This window comes from Alterirhizorhabdus solaris, from assembly GCF_007785815.1.
GTDB classification, from domain to species: Bacteria; Pseudomonadota; Alphaproteobacteria; order Sphingomonadales; family Sphingomonadaceae; genus Alterirhizorhabdus; species Alterirhizorhabdus solaris.
Genome location: NZ_VNIM01000007.1, coordinates 54,388 through 78,404, shown reverse-complemented (window position 1 = coordinate 78,404; position 24,017 = coordinate 54,388). Strand labels below are relative to the sequence as shown.

Below are 24,017 nucleotides of genomic sequence, written 5' to 3'. Positions count from 1 at the left end.
GCCGTCGAGGCGGGATCCTTATAGTCGTTCTGCGCATTGGCGATGCCCAGCAGATGCGACGAATTGAACGGATTGCCACCGAACGACGGATTGACCGGCTGATACACGATCTCCGCCAGCGCGGGCGCCGAAGCGCCGATAAGGCAAAGCAAGGAGACGCGCAAGATCATCGCGCGCAACGACGCATACGACACGTAACACCCCTCCCTGCAAGCCCGATCGAGTCGGCTGCGGGCCGCACATCGTAACTTGCGTCGAATCTATATGTTAAATGATGTATTTACGTTTTGGTAAGGCTGCAATCTAAAAAATCAGAACCGCATAAATTAAGTCATTCGATAGTTATCGATGAAGACGTCATTTCCGCACAATCATGGGATTCAGGCCGGTTATCCTTGGTTGACTACCGGAATCATAAACCGCATCTCGGATAAGGCGACTGACTTACTGTACGGGATTATCCGCATTCTGGCGGGGCGCCTAGGCGGGAGGCCGTGGTCTGCCGCGCTCGTGATGGCGGGCGGGTTCGATCCGCGAGCGTCGGGAGACCGGCCGGTTGTCATCGACGCCGGCGGCAGGCAAGAAATCAACCGCAACAGCATTGTCATCAACCGGACGTAAAGGATGGCGACTTTCAGGGGACGACACATGAACATGACGGCAGCACTGGGCAGGCCCGCCGCCCGGCCCGATCTCGATCAAGGCCTGGGTTTTGCCGGCAAGGTCGGGTTCGGCGGGGCGATCGTCGTCGCCATTCTTTACGTCGCCTACAGCGTCTACGCCGATGCGAGTGCGGTGGGCGTCGTGGCGACGACCTACCTGCCCTTCATCCTCCTGTTCGTCGCCCTGATGATCGCGCTCGGCTTCGAGTTCGTGAACGGTTTCCACGATACCGCCAACGCCGTGGCGACGGTGATCTATACCAATGCGATGCCGGCGAACGTCGCGGTGGTCTGGTCGGGCTTCTTCAACTTCCTCGGCGTGCTGCTGTCCACCGGGGCCGTGGCGTTCGGGATCGTCTCGCTGCTGCCGGTCGAGCTGATCCTCCAGGTCGGCTCGGACGCCGGCTTCGCGATGGTGTTCGCCCTGCTGATCGCCGCGATCCTGTGGAACCTGGGCACCTGGCTGCTCGGCATCCCCTCCTCCAGCTCGCACACGCTGATCGGCTCGATCATCGGGGTCGGCGTTGCCAATGCGATGCTGCACGGCCGCAACGGCACGTCCGGCGTGGACTGGGGCAAGGCGACCGAGATCGGCCAGGCGCTGCTGTTCTCGCCGCTGATCGGCTTTGGCGTCGCGGCCCTGCTGTTTCTCGCGATGAAGCTGCTGATCCGCAACGAGGCGCTCTACCGCGAGCCTGAAAACGGTATGCCGCCGCCGCCGTGGATCCGCGCGCTGCTGATCTTCACCTGCACCGGCGTCAGCTTCGCCCACGGAGCGAACGACGGGCAGAAGGGCATGGGCCTCATCATGCTGATCCTGATCGGCACCGTGCCGACGGCCTATGCGCTGAACCGCGCCGTGCCCGCCAGCTATGTCGCCGAGTTCCACACGAGTTCGGTCGCGACCGCGGCGATCCTGCGCGAGCGTGAAGGCGCCGTCGCCGCGCTGCCGGCCCCGGCCGAGGCCCGCGCCGCCGTGACCACCTATATCGCCGACAAGCGATACGCACCGACGACGCTGCCGGCGCTGTCCTCGCTCGTCGCCGATATCGACCGGCAGGTTTCCGGCTACGGATCGCTGGCCAAGGTGCCGGCGGCGGCGGTCGGCAACATCCGCAACGACATGTATCTGTCGGCCGAGGCCATCAAGCACCTGACCAAGGAGAAGGCGGCGGGTTTTTCCACCGCGGACGAGGCGACGCTGGCGACGTACAAGAAGGCGTTGGACAGCGGCACCCGCTTCATCCCGACATGGGTCAAGGTCGCGGTCGCCTTCGCGCTCGGCCTCGGCACGATGGTCGGCTGGCGGCGGATCGTCGTCACCGTCGGCGAGAAGATCGGCAAGACGCACCTGACCTACGCGCAGGGCGCCTCCGCCGAGATCGTCGCGATGGGCACCATCTTTTCGGCCGATGCGCTGGGGCTGCCGGTGTCCACCACCCACGTCCTCTCCTCGGGCGTGGCCGGTACGATGGCCGCCAACAAATCGGGCCTGCAGATGAGCACGATCCGCAACCTCGCGATCGCCTGGGTGCTCACCCTGCCGGTGTCGATACTGCTCTCGGGCACGCTCTACGCCGTCTTCTCGCGGATCTTCTGAACCCTTGGACCATGCCCCCCGGATCGGATCGGACGGCGGCCTGGCGCCACGGCCCGGCCTGATCTGGGGGTTCGCGCTGGGGGCAGGCGGCGCGCGGCCGATCGAGCGGATCGACGAGTCGTCGGATGAGTTCCGCTGGCTGCACCTGAACCTGGCCGATCAGGGCACCCGCCACTGGATCGCCCACGCGGCCGGTTTCCCCGCCGATGTCCGCGATCTGCTGCTCTCTGCCGAAACCCACCAGCGCGCGCTGATCGAGGGCGGCGCCATCGGCTGCGCGCTGCACGATCTCGAACGTGATTTCGATGTCGTCGACACCACCCGCGTCGGCGTGCTGCGGGTGGCGCTCACCGCCGGCCTGATCGTCACCGCCCGCCACCACCCGTTGCGCTCGGCCGACCTGATCCGCGATCGCCTGATGCGCGCGCCCGCGATCACCCAGCCGGGGGCGGCGCTCGATCTGCTGGTCGGCACGATCAGCGGCCTCGTCGCCCGGATCACGCGCGATCTCAGCGCCGCCGTGCAGCACGCGGAAGACAGTTTTCTCGACGATCTCGATGCGCCGCTGACGCGCGACCTGATCGGCATCCGTCGCCGGCTGGCGCAGCTCCACCGCCTCGCCGACGGGATGCGCGCCGTGTTCATCCGGCTGGAGCAGGACGACGACCTGCCCGAGTTCCTGCTGTCGGTGGTCGAGCGACTGTCCCAGCAACTGGCCGCGCTCGACGGCGATATCGCCGCGGTGCAGGTGCAATTGCGGTTGTTGCGCGAGGAGCTGGACCTGCAGGCGGCACAGCGGACCAACACGAACCTCTACGTCCTGTCGATCATGACCGCGCTGATGCTGCCGGCGACGCTCGTCACCGGCATCATCAGGATGAACACCGGCGGGTTGCCGTTCGCGGGCATGCCGGCCGGCACCTTCGCCGCGACCCTGCTCGCACTCGCCGCCGCCGCCGGCACCTATCTCATGCTGCGCGCGATGGGGCTGATGCGGCGGTAGATCTGGCGCCGGGGGCGGCATCGGCGCCGCCCGCTTGCGCATCCGCCCTCACCACCGCCAGCGGACTCCCGACCGTTACCCCACCGCTTCGACGACATCGCGCTCAATCGGGCTTGCAGTGCGCGACTGGGGGCCGCGCACCAGCTTGCCGGGGCGGGCGTCGGTCATCTCGCCGTCCTGCGCGATGATTTCGCCGTTCACCAGCGTGTAGCGGAAACCGTCCACCTTCTGCAGCACGCGCGCGCCGCCGAGCGGCAGGTCGAACGCCGTATAGGGGGCGTGGAGTTCCAGCGCGTCGAGATCGATGATATTGATATCGGCCTTGCGCCCGACCTCGATCGCACCGCGATCGTGGAACGCATAGATGTCGGCCGGCTCGCTGGTCTGCTTGCGGATCACTTCCTCCAGCCCCAGGCGGGCGCCGCGCGTGCGGCCCTTCACCCAGTGCGTCAGCATGTAGGTGGTGAAGCTGGCATCGCAGACGCTGGGCACATGCGCGCCGGCATCGGACAGCGAGGCGGTGCTGCGCGGGTGCGACAGCATCTCGTGCAGGATGTCGAAATTGCCCTGCGTGTAGCCGGCGACCGGCACGAAGATGAAGTTGCGCCCGTCATTCTCCAGCAGCGCGTCATAGGCATATTCCGACGGCGACACGCCGGCCGCCGCCGCGCGCCCGGCGATGCTGTCTTCTAGGCGCGGTTCGTAATCGGGCTGCGCGCCGAGCGGGAACATCTTGTCGAAGCGGGTGACGAGGCCGGTCAGCGACTTCTTCATGTCCGGCGCGTCGGCCAGCAGCGCGGCGCGGAACTCCGGCGCGCGCATGCGGGCGACCTTCTGCTCCAGCGGCAGGTCGGCGATCTCGGCGAACACCGCATGGTGGGTGAACGGGTGGAGCGAGGTCTGCAACCCCATCAGGAAGCCCGGCGGGCGCCACGGCACGGCGGCGCGGATATCGACACCCTCGGTCTGATAGACCTGCTCCAGTGCTTCCAGCGTGTCGCGGAACTCGAACGGATCGGCATCGGCGCGCACGTCGACCATCGAGAAGATGAACGGGCGGCCGGTGATCTGGCCGATCTGCTTCATCCACTGGCGGTCCGGCTCCTTGCCGAGGCTGTCCGAGATCATCTGGAACACGCCCGATCCGCCCTCGGCCATGCCGCGCGCGATGCCGACCAGCTCCCGGGGATTGGAATGCGTGCCGGGAATCAGCTCGCCGCTGTGGCTGAAGTGGAGAAAGGTGCGCGAGGTGGAGAAGCCCACCGCGCCGGCCTCGATCGCCTCGCGGGTGATCGCCGCCATCTGGGCGATGTCCTCGGGCGTCGTCTCGTCGTCCAGCGCGCGATCGCGGCCCATCACATAGGCGCGGATCGCGCAGTGCGGCACCTGCGTGGCGACGTCGATCGAGCGCGGCAGGCGATCGAGCGAATCGAGATACTCGGGGAACGTCTCCCAGTCCCACGGCATTCCCTCGGCCAGGGCCGAGCCGGGGATGTCCTCGACACCTTCCATGATGTCGATCAGATATTCCTTCTGACCCGGCCGCACCGGCGCGAAGCCGACGCCGCAATTGCCCATGATGACCGTGGTCACGCCGTGCCAGGAGGAGGGGGCGAGATGCGGATCCCACGTCACCTGCCCGTCGAAGTGGGTGTGGGTGTCGATGAAGCCGGGGCACACCAGCAGCCCCCCGGCGTCGATCTCGCGGGCTGATTGCCCCGTCACGGTGCCCACCTCGGCGATGCGGCCGTCCTTGATGGCGACATCGCCGGTGAACACGGCCCGCCCGGTGCCGTCGGCGATCGTGCCGCCGCGGATCACGAGATCAAACATCTACTCTCTCCAGCTTCACTCTTCGGGGGCACCGGGGTGCGGGCGTCGGCTATTCGGCCGCGATCAGCTCCGGCTGCTTCTCCCAGCGGACGCCATAGGTCTGCGTCATGTCGTCGCCGCGATCATACTGATCGGACCACTCCTGAAAATAGGCCGGCAGCGCCTGATGATCGGGGTTGTGCCACGGCATCTGCGACATCAGGATGCCGTAGGAGGACCGCAGCTTCGCGATCTTCGGCAGCGGGCTCGCCTTGGACTTGAAGTTGACCAGATCGTCGGTGATGCCGGGGACGTGCTTCTTGAACTCCTCGCCCAGCATGTCGGTCACTTCCTTCACGTGGCCCATGAACTTGGTGAAGTTGCCCACCCGGTAGAGATACTTGCCGACCACATGGTTGTAGATGACGAGGCCCGAGCTGCGATGCTCGATCTCCTCGCAGAAATGCCACAGCATCAGCGAGGCGACGCGCGCGTCGCCGCCCTCGAACAGCAGGTGGCGATGGTCGAGCAGCAGCTTGAACGATGGCGTGAAGATGCTCTCCAGCCCGCCGATATAGGCGAGGTGGTATTCCAGCGGCTTGGACGCATAGAGCTCGTCATAGCTCTTGATCGTCTTGTCGAGCGCTTCCTGCAGCGCCGGATACTGCTTGATGAGCGCCTTGACGTGGCGGCGATGCGCGTTGGAGTGGATGCCCTCCTGTGCGCGGAACGCCCGCACTTCCGCGAGGATCGCCGGATCCTTGATGCGCGGCTCGACGTCGGCCATCGCCTGGCAGATGTATTTCTCGAAGCCGATGGCGAAGAACGACAGCTTGTTCATCGCGATCGAGAAGCCGGGGTTCTCCGGGTTCCAGATGAAGGGGACATCCTCGAACGAAAACGGAATCCGGCGGATCTTGAGATCGGTCATGGTCTGTCTCCTGCGCGGCGGATGCGGCCCGGTATGGCCGGCCCTCGAATGCTGTGGACGGCCTGTACACTTCGGTGGACAGTCTGTCCATATGGACATCGCATCCACCGTGGCTTATGTCGCCGACATGCCCGCCGCCGCCCCCAATCCCGAAGCCGTGGTGCCGCTGCGCGAGGCGCGCAGGGACTTTACCCGCGCGCATATCTGTTCGGCGGCGCGGGAGGTTTTCTTCGTCAGGGGGTTCGCCGCGCCGACGATGGAGCAGATCGCGCAGGCGGCCGGCATCCAGCGATCGACGCTCTACACGCACTATCGCGACAAGGAGGAGATCCTCGCCGCGATCACCGCCGACTATACGCGCGGCCTGCGCGGCGTGATCGCCCGCCTGCCCGGGCCGACCCCCTCGCGCGCCGAGCTGGCGCGCTGGGTCGGCGAGTTCGCGGCGTTCGCGCGGGACCAGCGTGCCCCCACCGAACTGCTGGTGACCGCCAGCAGCGTGGCGCACATGCCCGAGCCGCTGAGGACGTTCGGCAACGACTTTCTGGAGATGCTGGCCGCGCGCCTCCCGGCCTTTCGCCGGGCGCTGGACGTGCGCGACGGCCTCGACCACGCCTGGGCGATGGCGGCGCTGCGCGAGCTGGGCTGGGCGCTCTGTTTCTATGCGCAGCATGGCGAAACCGAGGATACCAGGAACCGGCTGGCGGTCGCGACGACGCTGATCGTCCGGTTCGTTCACGGCGAATGCTGAGGCGCGAAGACGTCGGCGAGCGGGAGAGTGCGGAACCATGACGAGTGACATCCAGCCGTTCCGCATCGCCATCAACGATGCCGATCTGGCCGACGTGCGGGACCGGCTGCGCCGCACCCGCTGGCCACGCGAGATCGGCGACAATGCCGACTGGCAGGCAGGCGTCAGCCTCGCTTTCATGCGCGAGCTGACCGACTACTGGATCGAGCGATACGACTGGCGCGCGCAGGAAACGGCGATGAACGCCTTCCCGCAGTTCCGCACCATGATCGACGACGTGCCCGTTCATTTCATCCATGTGAAGGGCAAGGGGCCGAACCCGACGCCGATCGTCATCAACCACGGCTGGCCGTGGACCTTCTGGGACATGCGCCGGATCATCGGACCGCTGAGCGATCCGGCCGCTTACGGTGGCGATCCGGCGGATGCGTTCGATGTCGTGGCGCCCTCGCTGCCCGGCTTCGCCTTCTCCAGCCCGCTCGAAACCGAGGGCATGTTCTTCAATCCGACCGCCGACCTGTGGGTGACGCTGATGGCGCGGCTGGGCTATCCGCGCTTCGCTGCACAAGGGGGTGATATCGGCTCGTTCGTGGCGGCGCGGCTCGGGCATAAATATGCCGACCGGGTCATCGGCGTTCACCTGCATCTGGCCGGCGCGGTGATGCCGCCTTACCCCACGCCCGAGGACTATGCGCCGGAGGAGCGGGCCTGGGGCGCCAAGTTCGCCGCCTTCATGACGCAGGGCAACGGCTACATGCAGATCCAGCGCACCCGGCCGCAGACGATCGCCTTCGCCATGCACGACAGCCCCGTCGGGCTGGCCGCATGGATGATCGACAAGCGGCGGGCGTGGAGCGATTGCGACGGCGATGTCGAGCGCGTGTTCAGCAAGGACGATCTCATCACCAACGCCATGCTCTACTGGCTGACCGACACCTATGCGAGTTCGGCCCGGCATTATTACGAGACGAAGCCCGAGCACATGGCCCCGACGCACGATCGCCAGCCGCCGGTGGAGGCGCCGACCGCGCTGCTCCAGTTCGAGGGCGACGTCTGGCTCCAGCCGCGCAAATGGGCGGAGCGCTACTATAATCTGAAACGCTGGAACGTCGCGACGCGCGGCGGCCATTTCGCGCCGATGGAACAGCCGGACCTGCTGGTGGACGACATCCGCGCCTTCTTCCGGGATCTGCGCAGGTAGCGACGGATCCGCGGTAAACGACAAGCGCCTGCCCGAGCAGGCCGGTACAGGAGAGACGGACATGGCCTCGACACTCATCAGGGGCGGGATGGTCGCCGATGGCGACGGCGGCGCGCCGCGCCGCGCCGACGTGCGCTTCGCCGACGGCGTCATCACGGAGGTGGCCGATACCCTGGCGCCGCAGCCGGGCGAGGCCGTCGTCGATGCGACCGGCTTGCTGGTGACGCCGGGCTTCGTGGACGTCCACACCCATTTCGACGGCCAGGCAACGTGGGACAGCCAACTGGCGCCCTCCTGCTGGCACGGCGTAACGACGGTGGTGACGGGCAACTGCGGCGTCGGCTTCGCTCCCGTGCGGCCCGGCCAGCAGGGCAAGCTGATCGAACTGATGGAGGGCGTCGAGGATATCCCTGGGACCGCGCTGCACGAGGGCATGACGTGGGGCTGGGAGACGTTTCCGCAATATCTCGACGTGTTGGGTGAGCGGCGCTGGATGATGGACGTCGGCACGCAGGTGCCCCATGCGGCGGTGCGCGCCTATGTGATGGGCGACCGCGCCGCGACCGAGCAGCCGACCGCCGACGATATCGCACAGATGCGCGATATCGTGCGTGACGGCATGAAGGCGGGCGCGCTCGGCATCTCGACCAGCCGGATGCTCGCCCACCGCACCAGCCGGGGCGAGGTAGTGCCCGGCACGCTGGCGCAGGAGGATGAACTGGAGGCGCTGGCCGGCGTCCTCAAGGAACTCGATACCGGCGTCTTCGAGGTGGTGCCGCGCGGCATGGACGGCGAGATTTCGGTCGAGGCCCATGCCGAGATCGACTGGATGGCGGATCTGGCGCGCACATCCGGCCGCCCGCTCGTCTTCTCGCTGGTGCAGACGCATACCGAGGCGGACCGCTGGCGCGTGTATCTGGAACGGGCGGGGCAGTTGCAGGCCGAGGGCGTGCCCTTCTATCCGGAGGTCGGCCCCCGGCCGGTCGGTATCGTCTTCGGCCTGCAGAGCGAGTTCACGCCCTTCACCACCCGCCCGAGCTTCAGGGCGCTGGAGAAACTGCCGATCGCCGAGCGGCTCGCCGAACTGCGCAGGCCCGAGGTCCGCGCGCGGATACTGGCCGAGCCGAACGGTCGCTACCGCTCGCAGGGGCAGCAGGACATGCACGAGAATTTCGCGAACATGTACCGCATCGCCAACCCGATCAACTGGGAGCCGACGCGCGACGAGACGATGACGGCGCTGGCGGCGGCGGCGGGTGTCGATGTCGAGGCGTATCTGTACGATTATCTGCTCGGCGACGACGGGCAGAACCTGATCCTCTATCCCTATACCAACTACACCAGCGGCACGCTGAACGAGGTGCACGAGATGCTGGTGCATCCGGCCTCCCGCCTCGGCCTCGGCGATGCTGGCGCGCATTGCGGCATCGCCTGCGACGCCGGGAACACCACGCTGGCGCTCGCCTTCTGGACCCGCGACCGTGATGCCGGGCCACGGATCGCGCTGGGCACGGCGGTGCGGATGATGACCCGCGACACCGCCGAACTCTACGGCCTGTGCGATCGCGGCCGCATCGCGCCCGGCTATCGTGCCGACCTGAACCTGATCGATTACGAACGACTGGAACTGCTGCTGCCGCACATGGTCTGGGATCTGCCGACCGGCGCGCGGCGGATCATGCAGCGGGCAAGGGGCTATGTCGCGACCTTCGTCGCGGGCGAGCGGACCATCGCCGACGACGAGGCGACCGGCGCCTTGCCCGGCCGCCTCGTCCGGGGCGCCCGGGTGGTGGCATGATCTCCGGGACGACGAGAGGGAGAAACCGATGAACACCCCAGCCTTTACCGCCGAGACATCCGAGCGTGGCTATCGATTTCTGGCCGCCGAGGTCAGGCGCCCGCAGCAATTCCCGCGTGAGGAGGTCGAGGCGGCCCTCGCCCGATATTTCGCGCTGGCCGGCGAGGCGGCGGAAACCGGCGACTGGAACGCCTGGGCGGACCTGTTCACCGAGGACGCCGTGTATATCGAACACGCCTTCGGCATCCTGCGCGGGCGCGAGGGCATCCGCGCGTGGGTGACGGCGGTGACGGGCGCCAAACCGACCGATCTGCGGATGACCGACGAATGGCACGTGATCGATAACGACCTGTGCATCGTCTACGCCTCCAACTGGCGGGCGGACCCCGCCGGTGGCGATCCCTACCAGTTCAACGCCGTGGCGATGCTCTGCTACGCGGGCAACGGGCAATGGTGTTACGAGGAGGACGTCTACAACGCGCTCGAGGCGCAGCAGGTGATGCAGGCGCACGCCGCTGCGAAGAGCGCGGCAGGCTGACGAACGACGTGGCATCACCGGCCGGGGAGATCTGACATGGAATATCGCACGCTGGGCCGCAGCGGCCTGAAGGTTTCGGCATTCAGCTTCGGCACGATGACGTTCGGTGGCACCGGGATGTTCGCCGGCATCGGCCAGACCGTCGGATCGGACGCGGACCGGCAGATCGGCATCTGCCTCGATGCGGGGGTCAACCTGTTCGACACCGCCGACATGTATTCGAACGGCGCGAGCGAGGAGGTGCTCGGCGCGGTCCTCGGTGCGCGGCGGTCGCAGGCGCTCGTCGCAACCAAGGCGTTCGGGGCGATGGGCGAAGGCGTCAACGATCTTGGCGCCAGCCGTCACCATCTGATCCGCGCGTGCGAGGCCAGTCTGCGCCGGTTGAAGACGGACTATATCGACCTCTACCAGATCCATAACCAGGATCTGGCCACGCCGGCCGACGAGACGCTGCGCGCGCTGGACGATCTCGTCCGGCAGGGCAAGGTGCGCTACATCGGCAGCTCCAACCACGCCGGCTGGACCAAGATGAAGGCGCTCGCCACGTCCGAGCGGCTCGGGCTGGAACGCTATGTCAGCCAGCAGATCCAGTATTCGCTGATCCGGCGCGAGGCCGAACACGAGCTGCTGCCGCTGGGCATTGCCGAAGGGGTGGGGGCGATCGTCTGGGGGCCGCTCGCCTCGGGGTATTTGTCCGGCAAGTATCAGGGGCAGCGCGGGCCGCAGGCGACGCGCCTCAGTGATGCGCTGCTCGCCAGCTATGACGACGATCGCGGCCGGGCGATCATCGTCGTGCTGGAAGAGATCGCCGGATCACGGGCCGGGGCCAGCATCGGGCAGGTCGCGCTCAACTGGATCGCGCGCAAGGCCGGCGTCGCCACCATCCTTGTCGGCGCGCGCACCGACGAGCAACTGCGGGACAATCTGGCTGCTGCAGGCTGGTCGCTCACGGATGCGGAAATCGGGCGGCTCGACGAGGCCAGCGCCACGCCTGCTTCCTACCCCTATTCGCACCACAGCCGCTTTGGCGGCAGCCGCAATCCAGCCGCGCCGCTGCTGCCCCCGGTCGCCTGAACCGCCCAGGCATCGCCGGGCGGAGTGGCCCGCGCGGCGATGCGGGCCACTCCCTTGCCGGTGCCGGCGGCAGGCCGGGCCTGCGCGCCGTGCCGTCCGGCCGTCGTGCGCTCAGGCTTCCGGAGCGATCAGTTCGCCGGTGATGCGGATGCCGGCGCCGTCCACCTTGTACGTCTTGTTGAGGAAGATGAGGATCGAGGTCAGCGCCTCGGCGGCGGCCGAGTTGACGAGGGCACCGCCGTGGAGCCCGCGCAGGCCGGCGGCATCCGCCAGCTCGACGATCGCGCCGCGCGCGGCCTTGTCGTCGCCGAACACCAGCACGTCGCAGCCGATGTCGGCATCGGTGATGAGCTTGTGCGCGGCCACGTTGTGAAAGCCCGAGACGACCGTCACGCCCTCGCCCAGCAGCCCCTGCGCGCGCACGGCGGCGCTGCCTTCGGCCGGCAGTTGCACGCGCATCACCTTGGGCGGCACCAGCGGCACGGTCGTGTCGCACACGATCTTGCCCTGCGCGTGCGGCGCGATCTCGGCCAGCGTCGCTTCCTGCGCGGCGAACGGCACCGTCACGATCAGCAGGTCGCCGGCGGCGGCGGCATCGGCGTTGGCCATGCCGGTGAGGCCAAAGCCCAGTTCGGTCGCCTTGGCCTGCGCGGTTTCGGCCGAGCGCGAGCCGATGATGACGGTGCGGCCGGCCTTGGCCAGGCGGCGCGCGATGGCCGCCCCCAGATTGCCGGTGCCGCCGATGATGGCGATGGTCTTGGCGGTGTCAGGCGAGGCAGTCATCTGTTTCTCCGGTAACGACGGCGGCCGGGTCGACCCGGCCGTAGAGGGTGGTGCGCTGGCGGGCCGGCCGCCCGGCGGCAGCGGCCAGCGCGACCATGCGCGCGGGATCGCACAGTTGGCCGTTGACCCCGCCGGCGGCGCGGGTGATGGATTCGTCCATCAGCGTGCCGCCCAGATCGTTGACCCCGGCATCCAGCGCGGCGACGACGCCGGCCTCGCCCAGCTTCACCCAGCTCACCTGGATGTTCGGGATCAGCGGGTGCAGCACCAGCCGCGCGATGGCGTGCATCAGCAACGTCTCGCGCGCCGACGGGCCGGAACGGGACAGCCCCTTGCGCCAGATCGGCGCCTCCATGTGGACGAACGGCAGCGGCACGAATTCGGTGAAGCCGCCGGTTTCTTCCTGCAGATCGCGCACGCGGAGCAGATGGCGCGCCCAGTGGCGGTAGCCGTCGACATGGCCGAACATGATCGTGGCGGTGGTGCGCAGGCCGACATGGTGGGCGGTCCGCATCACCTCCAGCCAGCCGGCGGTGTCGATCTTGTCCGGGCAGATCACCGCACGGATCTCGTCGTCGAGGATCTCGGCCGCCGTGCCGGGCAGCGTGGACAGCCCCGCCGCCTTCAGCCGGCCGAGATAATCCTCCAGCGGCAGGCCCAGCGTCTGCGCGCCGTGCGTCACCTCCAGCGGCGAGAAGGCGTGAATGTGGATGCCGGGCGACGCCGCGCGCACCGCCTGCAACACCGACAGATAGGTGTCGCCGTCATAATCGGGGTGGATGCCGCCCTGCAGGCACACCTCGGTGGCGCCCCTGTCCCACGCCTCGGCGGCACGCCTGCCGACCTCGGCCAGATCGAGCCGGTAGGCCGGGCCGCGCATCGCCCTGGTGCTGCCCTTGGAGAAGGCACAGAAGCCGCATTTGTAGAGGCAGATGTTCGTATAGTTGATGTTGCGGTTGACGACATGCGTCACCGCCTCGCCCGCCACCTGCCGGCGCAGATCGTCGGCGGCGATGGCGATCATCGTCACCTCCGGGCCGTCGGCGGCGAACAGTCGAGCGATGTCGGCTTCGTCCAGCCGCTCGCCCGCCGCCGCGCGGGCGATGATCGCCTCGATGCGCGGGGCATCGGCGCTTTCGCCGTCCGCCAGCACCACCGGCATCGCCCGGTCGGTGCCGGGGTGCCAGCCGTCCGTTACCGGCAGCCCGCGCGCATCCACCGCACGGCGGACGACGGGGGCGAGCGACTTGTCCAGCCAGCGGTCCGGCTCCATCGCGAAACGCGGGCCGATCGCCAGCCGCTCGCGCAGGGTGCGGCCGGCGGCGGCGGTGGCGGCCTCCAGCGCGGCGATATGCGGCCACGGCGCCTCCGGGTTCACATGATCGGGCGTCACCGGAGAGACGCCGCCCCAGTCGTTCACCCCGGCGCGCAGCACGGCGGCCAGCTCGTCGGGCGCGTGCAGGTTGGGCGGCGCCTGGATCGTCATGTCCGGCCCCAGCACGAGACGGGCGGCGGCGATCGTCCAGAGATGCTCGTCGAGCGGCAGGTCGGGCGTGTCGGCCATCCGCGTGCCGGCCTTGGCGCGGAAGTTCTGGACGATCACTTCCTGGATATGGCCGTGGCGCGCGTGGCTGTCGCGGATCGCGAGCAGCGCCTCGATCCGCTCGAGCCTGGTTTCGCCGATGCCGATCAGCAGCCCGGTGGTAAACGGCACCCGCGCGCGCCCCGCCGCCTCCAGCGTCTCGAGCCGCAACGCCGGCACCTTGTCCGGCGAGCCGTGGTGCGGGCCGCCGCGCTCGGACAGGCGATCGGCGGTCGTCTCCAGCATCACCCCCATCGAGGCGGCATGCGGGCGCAGGCGCAGGAGGTCATCCTCGCTCATCAGGCCGGGGTTCAGGTGCGGCAGCAGCCCGGTCTCGGCGAGCACCAGCGCCGCCATCTCGCCCAGATAGTCGAGCGTGGAGGCATGGCCCATCGCATCGAGCGCGGCGCGTGCCGCCGGATAGCGGTCCTCCGGCCGGTCGCCCAGCGTGAACAGCGCCTCGCGGCACCCGGCGGCCACGCCGGCGCGCGCGATTGCCAGCACCTCGTCGCGATCGAGGAAGAGGTGGCCCGCCTCGCGCGGGGTGGTGGCGAAGGTGCAGTAATGACACACGTCGCGGCACAGCCGGGTCAGCGGGATGAAAACCTTGCGTGAGTACGTCACGAGCGCGCCGTGCCCGGCCAGCGTCATCGCCTCGGCCGCTGTCACCACGTCCGCCAGCGGCGCACGCGACAGGGCGGCGATCACCGCATCGCCATCCGCCACGCCAAGCTCCGCCAGATCCGCGACCACACCCTGCTCCCGTTCCATCGTGCCGCGTCGCTCAAGGCCGGCGTGGCTGCGTCGGCCGGCCCGCATCGTCCGCCGGGTATCGCCAGAAGCGAACCCGTGTCCGACACTTGCGCCAGCGCGACGCAGCCCTGCTACAATCACCCGGACAATGCAATCTGTGGGGAGCATGGTGCGACCGATGCCACCTGTCGCGGGCCGGGCGACCGTGGCGCGCGGGGGGACGGCGACTACGGGCCGTCCTTTACATCGGCCGACGATGCAATAGCATCGCCCCATGCGGTCGGTTGCGAGACGGGCGGGGAGGAAACGGGGTGTCGGGGATGTGGTGGATCGGCTTTCTTCTTGCCGCCATGCCGGCGGGATCGACCATGGCGGCCGCGCCCGTCGTCACGTCACCCGCTTCGACGGCGCCCGCCGCCGCATCGCCCGCAACGCCCGCACCCGGCGATCCGTGTGTCGGCGCCGTCACGCTCAGGGAGGCAGGCCTCGCGCCCGTGATCGAGCAGTTCGTTCAGCCGGACAAGGCGTTCAGCCTCGCGTCGCTGCCGCCGGCGCTGCTGGCGAAGGCGATGGCGGTGCAGAAGAACGCCGCCGCGCGCCGGGCGCGCGACTGGCCCGACCTGTGTCGCTACCGGGCCGAGAATGCGGCGGTGCTGGCCGGCGGTGTCCAGCCCGACGCCATCTTCCTCGGTGATTCGATCACTGAATACTGGGCGTTCGCACAGCCGGATTTCTTCGGGCCCACCCGGCTCGATCGCGGCATCAGCGGGCAGACGACATCGCAGATCCTGTTGCGCGTCTATCCGGACGTGGTCGCGCTGCGCCCGCGGGTGGTTCACATCCTCGCCGGGACCAACGACGTCGCGGGCAATACCGGCCCGGTGCCGGACGAGGTGATCGTCGACAACATCCGCGCGATGATCGACATCGCCAAGGCGAACGGCATCAAGGTGGTGCTTGCGGGCATCACGCCGGTGGATACCAAGGATCGGCCGGCGAAACGCATCGCCGCCCTGAACGTCCGGCTGCGCGCGCTCGCCGCGCAGGCCGGCGCGATCTATCTGGATTATCATCCGGCGTTGGCCATTGCCGGTGGGGCGATCGCCCCGTCGCTCGCCAACGACGGGCTGCATCCCAATCGCAGCGGCTATGCGCTGATGCGCCCGCTGGCCGAGCAGGCGCTGACGCACGCGATGCGCTGAACCCCGACGGGATCGCGCGATCACCCGCGTGCTGGTGGGCGGCGCGACTACCCGGGGTTTCCCTCATCCGGTGGCAATCGCGAGGGCGCGCGGCTACACCGGGGTGTCGCAGGGAGGCGAATGGATGGCCGCGACGCGCACCATCGGCATGAGACTGACATGGATCGCGCGCATGCTGCGGACACGGTTCGATGCGCGCGCCCGCTCGATCGGGCTGACGCGCGCGCAGTGGCGCATGATCGTGACGATCCATCTGGCCGAGGGCGCGACCCAGAAGCATCTGGCGCAGCAACTGGAGATCAGCTCGGTGACGGCGGGGCGCATCCTCGACCGGCTGGTCGCGGTGGGCTGTGTCGAGCGGCGCGCCGATCCGGTCGATCGCCGGGCCAACCGCGTCTACCTGACGTCGGTGGCGGTGCCGCTGATGGAGGTGCTCGGCGCGCTGGGCGCGGAGGAGGAGCAGCTCATGACGCGCGGCCTGTCGCCCGAGGAGATCGCGACGTTCAGCGCGCTGCTCCAGCGGGTCGTCGAGAACATACAGGCCGGCCCCGCCCTGGAGGCGGCGGACGACGAGGACGACTTCGAAAAGACGCTGTAGCGGGGCGTTCGACGTGCCGGCATTTCGAGGCGGTATGAGCGCGGCTGTGAACCGCGCTCCGGGCGGATCGCCGGGCCCATAATGCCGAACGGCCGTGCCTGCGTGAACCAGGTTCACGCCGGCACGGCCGGACACGACGGCGTGGACGGGGGCGGGCAGAAGCCCGCCGCCCGGTCACTTCATCGAGTTGATTTCCTTCTTCGTCAGCGAGGTCGTCAGCTTGCCGTCGACCATGCTCAGCGTGGTGGCGGGTACCGTGACCATGCGCGAATCGAAGATGATCGCTGCCGAGCCGTCGCTGTTGACGCGCGACACGGCGCCGAGACGCAGGTTGTTCACGTCACGCAGCATGGCGCCACGGCGGGCCGCGGGTGCGGCCGCAACATCGGCGGCCACATCGGCGGCGAGAGCCGGGGCGGCGGTGGCAACGAGAAGGGCGAAAAGAACGGCGGAACGCATGGTCGAGTCTCCGGTCGTGAAAAGCATAGCATGCTCATTACAAAGGGGCTGGCTATTTTCAAGTGCGTTTGCTGCATCGCCGCATTTAAAGTGGATGGCGGCGGTCGGCGAATGCCCGCCGGATGCGCCGACGGCGCGCCGTCCCTCGATCGGGTCGGCGCGCCGTCGTGAAATCTCGTCCTGCCGACCGCCGGCAGGCAGCGTCACCCGTGGCTCAGTCGAGCGGCACCTTGAAGCCCGGATCGGCCTTGGCCATCGCGCGCTGGAAGGCCGGGCGCTCGCCGATCCGTTGCAGATAGCCCCTGATCGCGGGGTAGTTCGCTAGATCACGTGCCACGAACAGGCGCATCGTCGTCAGCGGAAACACCGTCATGATGTCGGCGGCGGTAAAGGTGTCGCCGGCGAGATAGGGCGCTTCGCCCAGCCGCTGTTCCACCATGTCCCAGGCGCGCTCCAGCCGGCTGCTCAGGCTTTTCACGGCGCCGGCGTGCTCGCCGGAGACGAGGCTGCCCACCATGCCCATCATCGCGGACGGCATGAACGAGCCGTTGGCGAAGTGGAACCAGAACAGGTAATCGGGGTAGGCCGCATCCGCCGGTGCCACCGCCAGCCGCCCGCCGCCGTGGCGGTTGATGATATACTCGACGATGGCGGCGGATTCGCCGAGCACCAGATCGCCCTCGGTGATGATCGGCGCCGTGCCGATCGGATGCAGCGCGCGATAGTCGGCGGGCGCGAGGCGCGTCTGCGGATCGCGATCGTAGCGGACCAGCGTGTACGGCACCTCCAGCTCCTCGCAGAGCCAGACGATTCGATCGGACTGCGAAATGCCGAGATGGTGAACGGTCAACATGGGGCTGGCTCCTTGGGATGGCCCGGGGTCGGGCGTCGCATGATAGAACGTGTCGCCGGGCGACAGGCCCCGGCACGGACGGGCGGGCGGATGCCCGCTTTCCGCGATCGTTGCCTGTCAGGCCGGGCGGTAGCGCAGCAGCGTGATGCCGGGATAGGTGCCGCCGTCGAACACCGGCGCCAGCGCCATGCCGATACGGACATCCTGCGGGGCGATGTCGCACAGGCTCGTCGGCACGCGGATGCCGATCGCCAGTTCCGCCACGGCCAGGATCGGCTCGTCGAGATGCGCGAACGCCGCCGCCACGGGCACCCGTGCCACCGACCAGGTGTAGAGCGTGGCCGCGCCGTCCACCGTGCGCCATGCCGGATCGCGCGCGCCGCAGCGCGGGCAGAACGGCCGGGGGTAGAAGATCCAGTGATCGCAGGCGGTGCATTGCTGGACGCAGACCTCGCCGCGCGCCAGTGCCTCCCACCAGGGCCGCGACACCTCGGTGACGATCGGGGGCGCGCCGGTCATGCCGTCGCTCCCTGCAGCACCAGCGCCACCTGCTCGCTCATGATGCCTCCGTTGCCGCTGACGAACATCGTGTCGCAGCCCGCGATCTGCCGCGCGCCGGCCCGCCCCGCCGCCTGTCGATACCCCTCGATCACATGCGTCATGCCGCCCGCGCCGCCGGCCTGCCCGTAGCCGAGCTGGCCGCCGTTGGTGTTCAGCGGGAAGTCGCCGGCAAAGCTCATGTCGTGACCGCGCAGGAAGCCGAACCCCGCGCCGGGCGCGCAGAAGCCGGCCGCCTCCAGCGCCATCAGCACCGCGATCGTGTAGCAGTCGTAGATCTGCGCGCCGGCCATGTCGCCGGGGGTGAGGCCGGCCATCGCGAAGGCGGTCGCCGCCGCCTCGCGCAGCGGCGGATCGAGGATGTCGCGCGCGAACTGCGGCGACTTGTGTGCGATGCCCTCGCCATAGCCGCTGATCGCCACCGGCCGGTGCCGTGTCCGCCGCGCCACCTCGGGCGACGCCACGACCACCGCCGTGCCGCCCCGGATCGGGCGCACGATCTCCAGCATCCGCAGCGGATCGGCGATCATGCGGCTGGCCAGCACGTCGGCCTCGGTCAGCGGTTCGCCGTGGAAGATCGCGTGCGGATTGGCGTTGGCGCTGCGGCGCTGGTGGACGACCAGCCGGGCCAGCGCCTCCGGATCATAGCCGTGGGCATGCGCGTAACGCTGCGCGATGAACGCATAGGGAATGTTCTGGCCGAGATGGCCGTAGGGAATCTCGAACTCGGCCTGCGGCGATCCCGGCAGGTAGCTGGAGGCGCCGAACGACCGCTGTTGCCGGTCCCCGGGGGGCGGGGCGGGGGGATAGTTGCCGGGATATACGCAGACGATCGCCGAGGCGACCCCGCGCTCGATCGCCGCCGCGGCCCGCCACACCATGCCGGCGGCGGCCGCCCCGCCCAGATCGGGCGCGCCGCCGTAGCCGATCCGCACGCCGAGATATTCGGCCAGCGTGGCGGGCAGGAACTGATCGGTCACGTAGATGCCGCGCACCGACAGGCCATCGACATCGGCCAGCGTCAGCCCCGCGTCGTCCAACGCCAGCAACGCCAGATCGGCCGCCTGTTCCAGGCTATTTGCGGCCGGCACCTCGGAAAAGCGGCGGGCGGGATATTCCGCCGCGCCGACGATCGCGGCGCACCGGGCGAGGTCGCGGGTTACCGGAGCGTCGGTCACTGCGTCGACCACACCGCCAGCGCATCGAGCGCCTCGATCCGATCGCCCGAGACGAGCAACGGGTTCACCTCCAGCGCGGCTAGGTCGTCTCCCAGCGCCGCCGCCGCCGCGCCGATGCGGACGACGACCTCGGCCACCGCGTCGAGATCGACCGGCGCCGCGCCGCGATAACCTTCCAGCATCCTGACGCCGCGCAGCGAGCGGAAGGCGGCGACGATGTCGTCCCTGCCCGCGGGCAGCAGGCACAGGGCGGTGTCGCCCAGCGCGTCGACCCAGAAGCCGCCGAGCCCGACGGCGCAGACCAGCCCCCACTGCGGGTCGCGCGCGATGCCGACGAGCAGCTCGATACCGCCCGAGCGCATCGGCGCGACGATGACGCCCTCGATCGCGGCGGCGGGTGCCCGCTCGCGCACCGTGGCCATCATCGTGTCGAAGGCCTGCGCCACCGCCGCATCGCCCGCAAGGTTGAGCGCCACGCCGCCGACCTCGCTCTTGTGCGCGATATCGGCCGAGAGGATCTTGAGCACGACAGGCTCGCCGATCGCCTGCGCGGCGGCGACGGCTTCGTCGGCCGTGCGGACGATTCGGGTGGGGATCACCGGCACGCCGTGCGTCGCCAGATGGTCGAGCGTCTGGCGTTCGTCCACCGGGTGCGCGGCGCCCGCCGGCGCGGCCGGAGCGGCGGCGGGCAGGGGCGGGCGGCCGACCCGCTCGGACCACCAGGCCAGCTTGCCGACGGCCTCCATGCCCTTGCCGATGCCGGGCAGCGAGAACAGCTGGCCATGCTGGTCCAGATAGGCACGGCCATGCTCGTTGACCGCATTCTCGCTGTTGGCGATCAACAGGGCCGGCGCGGTCGTCTCCGCAAGCGCGCGACCGATCAGGGCGAGCGTGTTGGGCATGCTCGGCTCCGCCACCGACGGCACGTCCCAGTTGATGAGGGTGATCCCGATCGCGGGATCGCGCGCCAGGATCTGCGGCACCTTGATCCACAGGTCCTCGTCGCGCACCGCCGCGCCCGTCATGTCGAGCGGATTGTGCATCTGCCCCAGATCGGAGAGCACGGCGGCGAGCGCGGCCCGCGTCGGCTCGGCGAACTGCGGGATCGAGACGCCCGCAGCCTCGCCGTAATCCGAGGCGATCTCGCAGATGCCGCCCGAAATCGAGACGAGGCCGACGCCCGGCCGCGCGATCGGGCCGGTCGCCGCCAGCGTGGCGGCGGTGACGACGAGCGCCTCGATCGTGCGCACCCGCACGATCGCCAGCCGGTGGCAGACGGCGTCGAACACCTTGTCGTCGCCGACGGCCGCGCCGGTATGCGCGGCGGCCACGGCGGCGGTGGTTTCCGCCGAGCCGATCTTCAGCGCCACGATCGGCTTGCCGGCCAGCCGCGCGCGTTCGGCGGCGGCGGCGAACGTGGCCGGATCGCGGACCTGCTCGATGAACAGGGCGATGGCGCGCACCTCGGGGATGCCGATCAGGTAATCGATGATGTCGGCGGTCGAGACGTTCATCTCGTTGCCGGTGGCGATCACGTGGGTGAAGCCGGTGCCCTGGCGGATGCCGTAGTTGATCACCGACGATGCGACCGAGCCGCTTGCCGAGATCAGCGCGATGGTCGGCCGGGTTGGCTGTTCGACGAACGGGATCGAGCCGAGCGCGACCCGGCCGAGATTGTTGCGATAGCCGAGCGAGTTCGGCCCGATGACGCGCGTGTCGCTGGCGGCGCACATCGCCTTCAGCTCCGCCTCGCGCGCGGCGCCCTCGCCGCCGAGTTCGGCGAAGCCCGAGGTGACGATCACGAGGTTGCGGATGCCGGCGTCGATCGCGTCGCGCACCGTATCGATCAGGCCGGCGACGGGCACGCACAGGTAGGCGGCATCTACCGGTTCGGCCAGCGCCGAGCATTTCGTGACGCTCTCCATCCCGTAGGCGGGCGCGCCGCGCTGGTTCACCAGTTGCAGCGGCCCGTCGAAGCCCAGCCCGCGCAGCGCGCGCATGGCGAGATTGGAGTAATGGTTGCGTTCGGACGCACCGACGATCGCGATCGACCGCGGATTGAGCAGCCGGTCGAGCCGGTGAGTGCCTGCGCCGGTGCCGTCTGTCATTCTTCTCTCCCGGGCCCGCGTCTCGCAGGCCCGGTCGTTCGTCCCGGGCCGGGGCCTTCATGTGCAGTCGACCCGGCCGACGCCGCGGCTGCGACGTCGGCCGGGCCGGATATCATCCGGTCGTGCCGGCCGGCCTCAGAACTTGAAGCCGGCGCGCACGCCGTAGGTCACCGGTTCGTTGCCCTGCGAATAATCGCCGAACGCGCCGCCCGAAAGGACGAAGTTGAAGCGCGTGTTGGTGATGTTGTCGCCATAGACGCCCAGCGTGTAATGGCCGCTCGGGTCGGTCCAGTTGAGCTGCGCGTTGAGCAGGGCATAGCCCTTCTGGCGGTAGCGCTGCTTGTTCGCCAGGGCGGCGCCGGCCAGGGGGCCGAACAGCGACGGATTGGCCACGACGAACGACGAGGTGTAGCTGCCGTTGGCCGAAGCGGCGAGGCGGCCACCGGCCAGATCGATCGTGTAGTCCACGCCGACGTTGGAGGTGAAGCCCGGCGCGCGCGCCATCTGCTTGCCCGACCAATCCTGCACCTGCCCGGTGACGTTCGTCTGGGTCGTGGTGTTCAGGCCCACGCCCGTCGCGTTCTTGAAGTCCTTGTAGCGGGCATGGACGTAGGAGACACCCGCGCGCAGGTTGAGATCCCGCACCGGGGTGAAGGTCGCCTGCGCCTCGGCACCATAGACCTCCGCCTTCTTGGCGTTGCTGATGAGCTGGACCACCTGGATCGGCGGACCGGGGATCTGGGTGGTGACGCCGACCTGCAGGTTGCGGAAATCATAGTAATAGGCCGCGGTATCGAGGCGGAACGTCGACGAGGCGGTCTTGAAGCCGACTTCGTAGGCGCGCAGCTTTTCCGGCTTGATCGGGATCACCAGCGCCGGCGAGGCGGCGGCGGTGGGGTTGAACACGCCCGAGCGGAAGCCGGTGGAGAAGGAGGCATAGACGTTGGTGCGGTCGGCCAGCTCGTAGCGCAGCACGGCGCGCGGCGTGGCCGAGCTGAACGTGGCGGACTTGTCGGCGGGCGGGAACACCGCTGCCGGCGCGTTCACCGATGTGCCGCGAAACTCGGTGTAGGCGATGCGACGCTTCTCGTGGCTGTAGCGGACGCCGCCGGTCAGGAACAGGCGATCGGTGAGGTGGTAGGTCGCATCGAGATAGAAGGCGTAGGCCTTCGACGTCAGCAGGTCGTCCTGGAAACGGATCAGGCCGGCGGCATCGATGGAACCGGCATAGACCTTGGCGTCGCCCACCGTGAGCTTGTCGTTATAGTAGAAGGCGCCGACGATCAGATCGAGATTGTTGATCGCGTTGATCGAGTAATCCAGCGTCTGCTGGAATGTGCGCTGCTCGATGTCGGTGGAGGACGACTGGGTCAGGACCGGCCGGGAGGCGTCGAAATCGAACACCGAATTGCTGTGGCGCTTCGCATAGCCGGTATAGGACGAGAGCGTGCCGATGCCGGTATCGAGCGTGATCTTGCCGGTGAACTCATCGGCCTTGGCCTTGGCGTTCGCCGGGATCGAGGACGATGCCGTGTCGCGCTCCGTCGCGCGGCCCGGGATGTTGCGGATCGCCGCCGAAGGATAGCGGTTGACGGTATAGACGACACCGCGCGAATCCTCGACGAAGCCGTGGTTGTAGCCGAGGGTGACCTTGAGGTTGTCGGTCGGTTCGAGCAGGATCTTGCCGCGCAGGGAGAAATTCTTCAGCGGCGCGGCATCGGTATCGTCGGACTTGGAAACCGGATCGGCGCCGATGTCCGTGATGTAGCCGTCGCTGCTGCGGTAATAGGCCGCCACCCCGACCGAGATCTTCTCGTTGATCGGACCGGAAACGTAGCCCTGCAGGCGATAGTCGTTGAAGCGGCCATAGGAGGCCTGGCCGTTCGCGGTGAGATCCTTGGACGGCGTGAGCGTCTCCATCACGATCGCGCCGGCGGTGGCGTTGCGGCCGTACAGCGCGCCCTGCGGGCCTTTCAGCACCTGCACGCTGGAAAGGTTGGCGAGATCGCCGTTGATGGTGACCATGTCCGGTTGATAGAAACCGTCGACATACACCGCGACGTTGTTCTCGAAGCCGTAGCCGAGCGTCAGCGTGGTGATGCCGCGGATGGCCGGCTGGGTGAACGAGCCGCCACGGTTGATCTGCACGCCGGTGGCCACCTGGCCGAGATCGGTGAGCCGCTGGACGCCCGACTTGGCGAGCGTGTCGCCGCTGAGCGCGACGATCGCGACCGGCACGCTCTCAAGCCGCTCGGCGCGGCGCTGGGCGGTGACGATGATGTCGTTGGCGTTCTCGGGCTCGGGCGCTGCGGTCGCCGTCGAGGTGGTGCCTGCGGGCGCGGCGTCCGGCGAAACCTGCGCCTGGGCTGCGGCGGCCAGCATTGCCGCCAGCGCGACGCCGCACTTCAAACCCGCCACGCAATGGCGTCCGTTGGTCGAAATCATCGATCCTCCCCCTCATTCTGTCTTCGCCGGCGCGGTGCTTGTGCCCGCCGTGCAACCCTGGTGTCCTGACTGTCGACGATCGGCACGGCGCGGGTTTCATCCCCCGTCCGTCCGTACACCGGCGTCATGGA

21 protein-coding genes are annotated in these 24,017 nt (G+C 68.6%); 10 read left to right on the top strand and 11 right to left on the bottom strand.

The window, feature by feature from the left end; genetic code table 11:
• The coding region (locus FOY91_RS03470; protein ID WP_238995218.1) for a curli assembly protein CsgF at nt 1-170 on the bottom strand (170 nt) is incomplete at its 3' end.
• 178 nt (nt 171-348) lie between these two features.
• On the opposite strand from FOY91_RS03470, the gene FOY91_RS03465 reads away from it, so the two are divergent.
• The 3 genes from FOY91_RS03465 to FOY91_RS03455 are packed head-to-tail and all read left to right on the top strand — an operon-like array spanning nt 349 to nt 3,265.
• Nucleotides 349-621, top strand: a complete 273-nt coding sequence (locus tag FOY91_RS03465; protein WP_145148163.1) for a hypothetical protein — start codon at nt 349-351, stop codon at nt 619-621.
• 27 nt (nt 622-648) lie between these two features.
• Entirely contained in the window at nt 649-2,262 is a 1,614-nt protein-coding gene (locus FOY91_RS03460; protein WP_145148161.1) for an inorganic phosphate transporter, read from the top strand.
• 4 nt (nt 2,263-2,266) lie between these two features.
• A complete protein-coding gene (locus FOY91_RS03455) occupies nt 2,267-3,265 on the top strand; it encodes a CorA family divalent cation transporter (protein WP_238995215.1) in 999 nt (332 codons plus the stop codon).
• 75 nt (nt 3,266-3,340) lie between these two features.
• Here FOY91_RS03455 and FOY91_RS03450 read toward each other — a convergent pair whose 3' ends face one another.
• Together FOY91_RS03450 and FOY91_RS03445 are read right to left on the bottom strand one after the other, a co-directional pair.
• Nucleotides 3,341-5,098: an N-acyl-D-amino-acid deacylase family protein gene (locus FOY91_RS03450; protein ID WP_145148159.1), complete on the bottom strand. Its 1,758-nt coding sequence runs from the start codon at nt 5,096-5,098 to the stop codon at nt 3,341-3,343.
• Between the two features lie 49 nt (nt 5,099-5,147).
• The gene (locus tag FOY91_RS03445) at nt 5,148-6,008 is read right to left on the bottom strand and encodes a metal-dependent hydrolase (RefSeq protein WP_145148157.1); all 861 of its coding nucleotides are present in this window, start codon (nt 6,006-6,008) and stop codon (nt 5,148-5,150) included.
• 91 nt (nt 6,009-6,099) lie between these two features.
• On the opposite strand from FOY91_RS03445, the gene FOY91_RS03440 reads away from it, so the two are divergent.
• From FOY91_RS03440 to FOY91_RS03420, 5 genes are all read left to right on the top strand, one after another.
• Nucleotides 6,100-6,756 (top strand): TetR/AcrR family transcriptional regulator, encoded by a 657-nt coding sequence (locus tag FOY91_RS03440; RefSeq protein ID WP_162527112.1) that lies wholly within the window; start codon nt 6,100-6,102, stop codon nt 6,754-6,756.
• 37 nt (nt 6,757-6,793) lie between these two features.
• Complete coding sequence (locus FOY91_RS03435; RefSeq protein ID WP_145148153.1) at nt 6,794-7,957, top strand: epoxide hydrolase family protein; 1,164 nt, start codon at nt 6,794-6,796, stop codon at nt 7,955-7,957.
• A 61-nt stretch (nt 7,958-8,018) separates the two neighbouring features.
• The gene (locus tag FOY91_RS03430; protein ID WP_145148151.1) at nt 8,019-9,755 is read left to right on the top strand and encodes an N-acyl-D-amino-acid deacylase family protein; all 1,737 of its coding nucleotides are present in this window, start codon (nt 8,019-8,021) and stop codon (nt 9,753-9,755) included.
• A gap of 28 nt (nt 9,756-9,783) precedes the next feature.
• Nucleotides 9,784-10,293: a nuclear transport factor 2 family protein gene (locus FOY91_RS03425; RefSeq protein ID WP_162527111.1), complete on the top strand. Its 510-nt coding sequence runs from the start codon at nt 9,784-9,786 to the stop codon at nt 10,291-10,293.
• 36 nt (nt 10,294-10,329) lie between these two features.
• Nucleotides 10,330-11,367 carry an aldo/keto reductase gene (locus FOY91_RS03420; RefSeq protein WP_145148147.1) on the top strand — a complete coding sequence of 346 codons (1,038 nt, stop codon included), beginning with the start codon at nt 10,330-10,332 and terminating at the stop codon, nt 11,365-11,367.
• A gap of 111 nt (nt 11,368-11,478) precedes the next feature.
• Here FOY91_RS03420 and npdG read toward each other — a convergent pair whose 3' ends face one another.
• Both npdG and cofH read right to left on the bottom strand, forming a co-directional pair.
• Nucleotides 11,479-12,150, bottom strand: a complete 672-nt coding sequence (npdG, locus tag FOY91_RS03415) for an NADPH-dependent F420 reductase (RefSeq protein WP_145148145.1) — start codon at nt 12,148-12,150, stop codon at nt 11,479-11,481.
• Nucleotides 12,134-14,503 carry a 5-amino-6-(D-ribitylamino)uracil--L-tyrosine 4-hydroxyphenyl transferase CofH gene (gene cofH / locus FOY91_RS03410; protein WP_145148172.1) on the bottom strand — a complete coding sequence of 790 codons (2,370 nt, stop codon included), beginning with the start codon at nt 14,501-14,503 and terminating at the stop codon, nt 12,134-12,136. Before cofH ends, npdG begins: the two co-directional genes overlap by 17 nt.
• A 302-nt stretch (nt 14,504-14,805) precedes the next feature.
• On the opposite strand from cofH, the gene FOY91_RS03405 reads away from it, so the two are divergent.
• Nucleotides 14,806-15,687: a GDSL-type esterase/lipase family protein gene (locus FOY91_RS03405; RefSeq protein WP_238995216.1), complete on the top strand. Its 882-nt coding sequence runs from the start codon at nt 14,806-14,808 to the stop codon at nt 15,685-15,687.
• A 124-nt stretch (nt 15,688-15,811) separates the two neighbouring features.
• A complete protein-coding gene (locus FOY91_RS03400) occupies nt 15,812-16,285 on the top strand; it encodes a MarR family winged helix-turn-helix transcriptional regulator (protein WP_145148143.1) in 474 nt (157 codons plus the stop codon).
• 174 nt (nt 16,286-16,459) lie between these two features.
• Here the strand turns inward: FOY91_RS03400 and FOY91_RS22230 are convergent, their stop codons facing one another.
• The 6 genes from FOY91_RS22230 to FOY91_RS03370 all read right to left on the bottom strand — a co-directional run bounded on the left by FOY91_RS22230 (nt 16,460) and on the right by FOY91_RS03370 (nt 23,886).
• Nucleotides 16,460-16,951 (bottom strand): hypothetical protein, encoded by a 492-nt coding sequence (locus tag FOY91_RS22230; protein WP_238995214.1) that lies wholly within the window; start codon nt 16,949-16,951, stop codon nt 16,460-16,462.
• A 7-nt stretch (nt 16,952-16,958) separates the two neighbouring features.
• Nucleotides 16,959-17,597, bottom strand: a complete 639-nt coding sequence (locus tag FOY91_RS03390; protein ID WP_145148141.1) for a glutathione S-transferase family protein — start codon at nt 17,595-17,597, stop codon at nt 16,959-16,961.
• A gap of 117 nt (nt 17,598-17,714) precedes the next feature.
• The gene (locus FOY91_RS03385; RefSeq protein ID WP_145148139.1) at nt 17,715-18,116 is read right to left on the bottom strand and encodes a Zn-ribbon domain-containing OB-fold protein; all 402 of its coding nucleotides are present in this window, start codon (nt 18,114-18,116) and stop codon (nt 17,715-17,717) included.
• On the bottom strand, nt 18,113-19,333 hold the full coding sequence (locus tag FOY91_RS03380; protein WP_145148137.1) for a thiolase family protein: 1,221 nt from the start codon (nt 19,331-19,333) through the stop codon (nt 18,113-18,115). The genes FOY91_RS03385 and FOY91_RS03380 overlap by 4 nt, the downstream gene beginning before the upstream one ends.
• On the bottom strand, nt 19,330-21,441 hold the full coding sequence (locus tag FOY91_RS03375) for an acetate--CoA ligase family protein (protein WP_145148135.1): 2,112 nt from the start codon (nt 21,439-21,441) through the stop codon (nt 19,330-19,332). Before FOY91_RS03375 ends, FOY91_RS03380 begins: the two co-directional genes overlap by 4 nt.
• Before the next feature lie 135 nt (nt 21,442-21,576).
• Nucleotides 21,577-23,886, bottom strand: a complete 2,310-nt coding sequence (locus FOY91_RS03370) for a TonB-dependent receptor (RefSeq protein WP_145148133.1) — start codon at nt 23,884-23,886, stop codon at nt 21,577-21,579.
• Nucleotides 23,887-24,017: the final 131 nt, after the last annotated feature.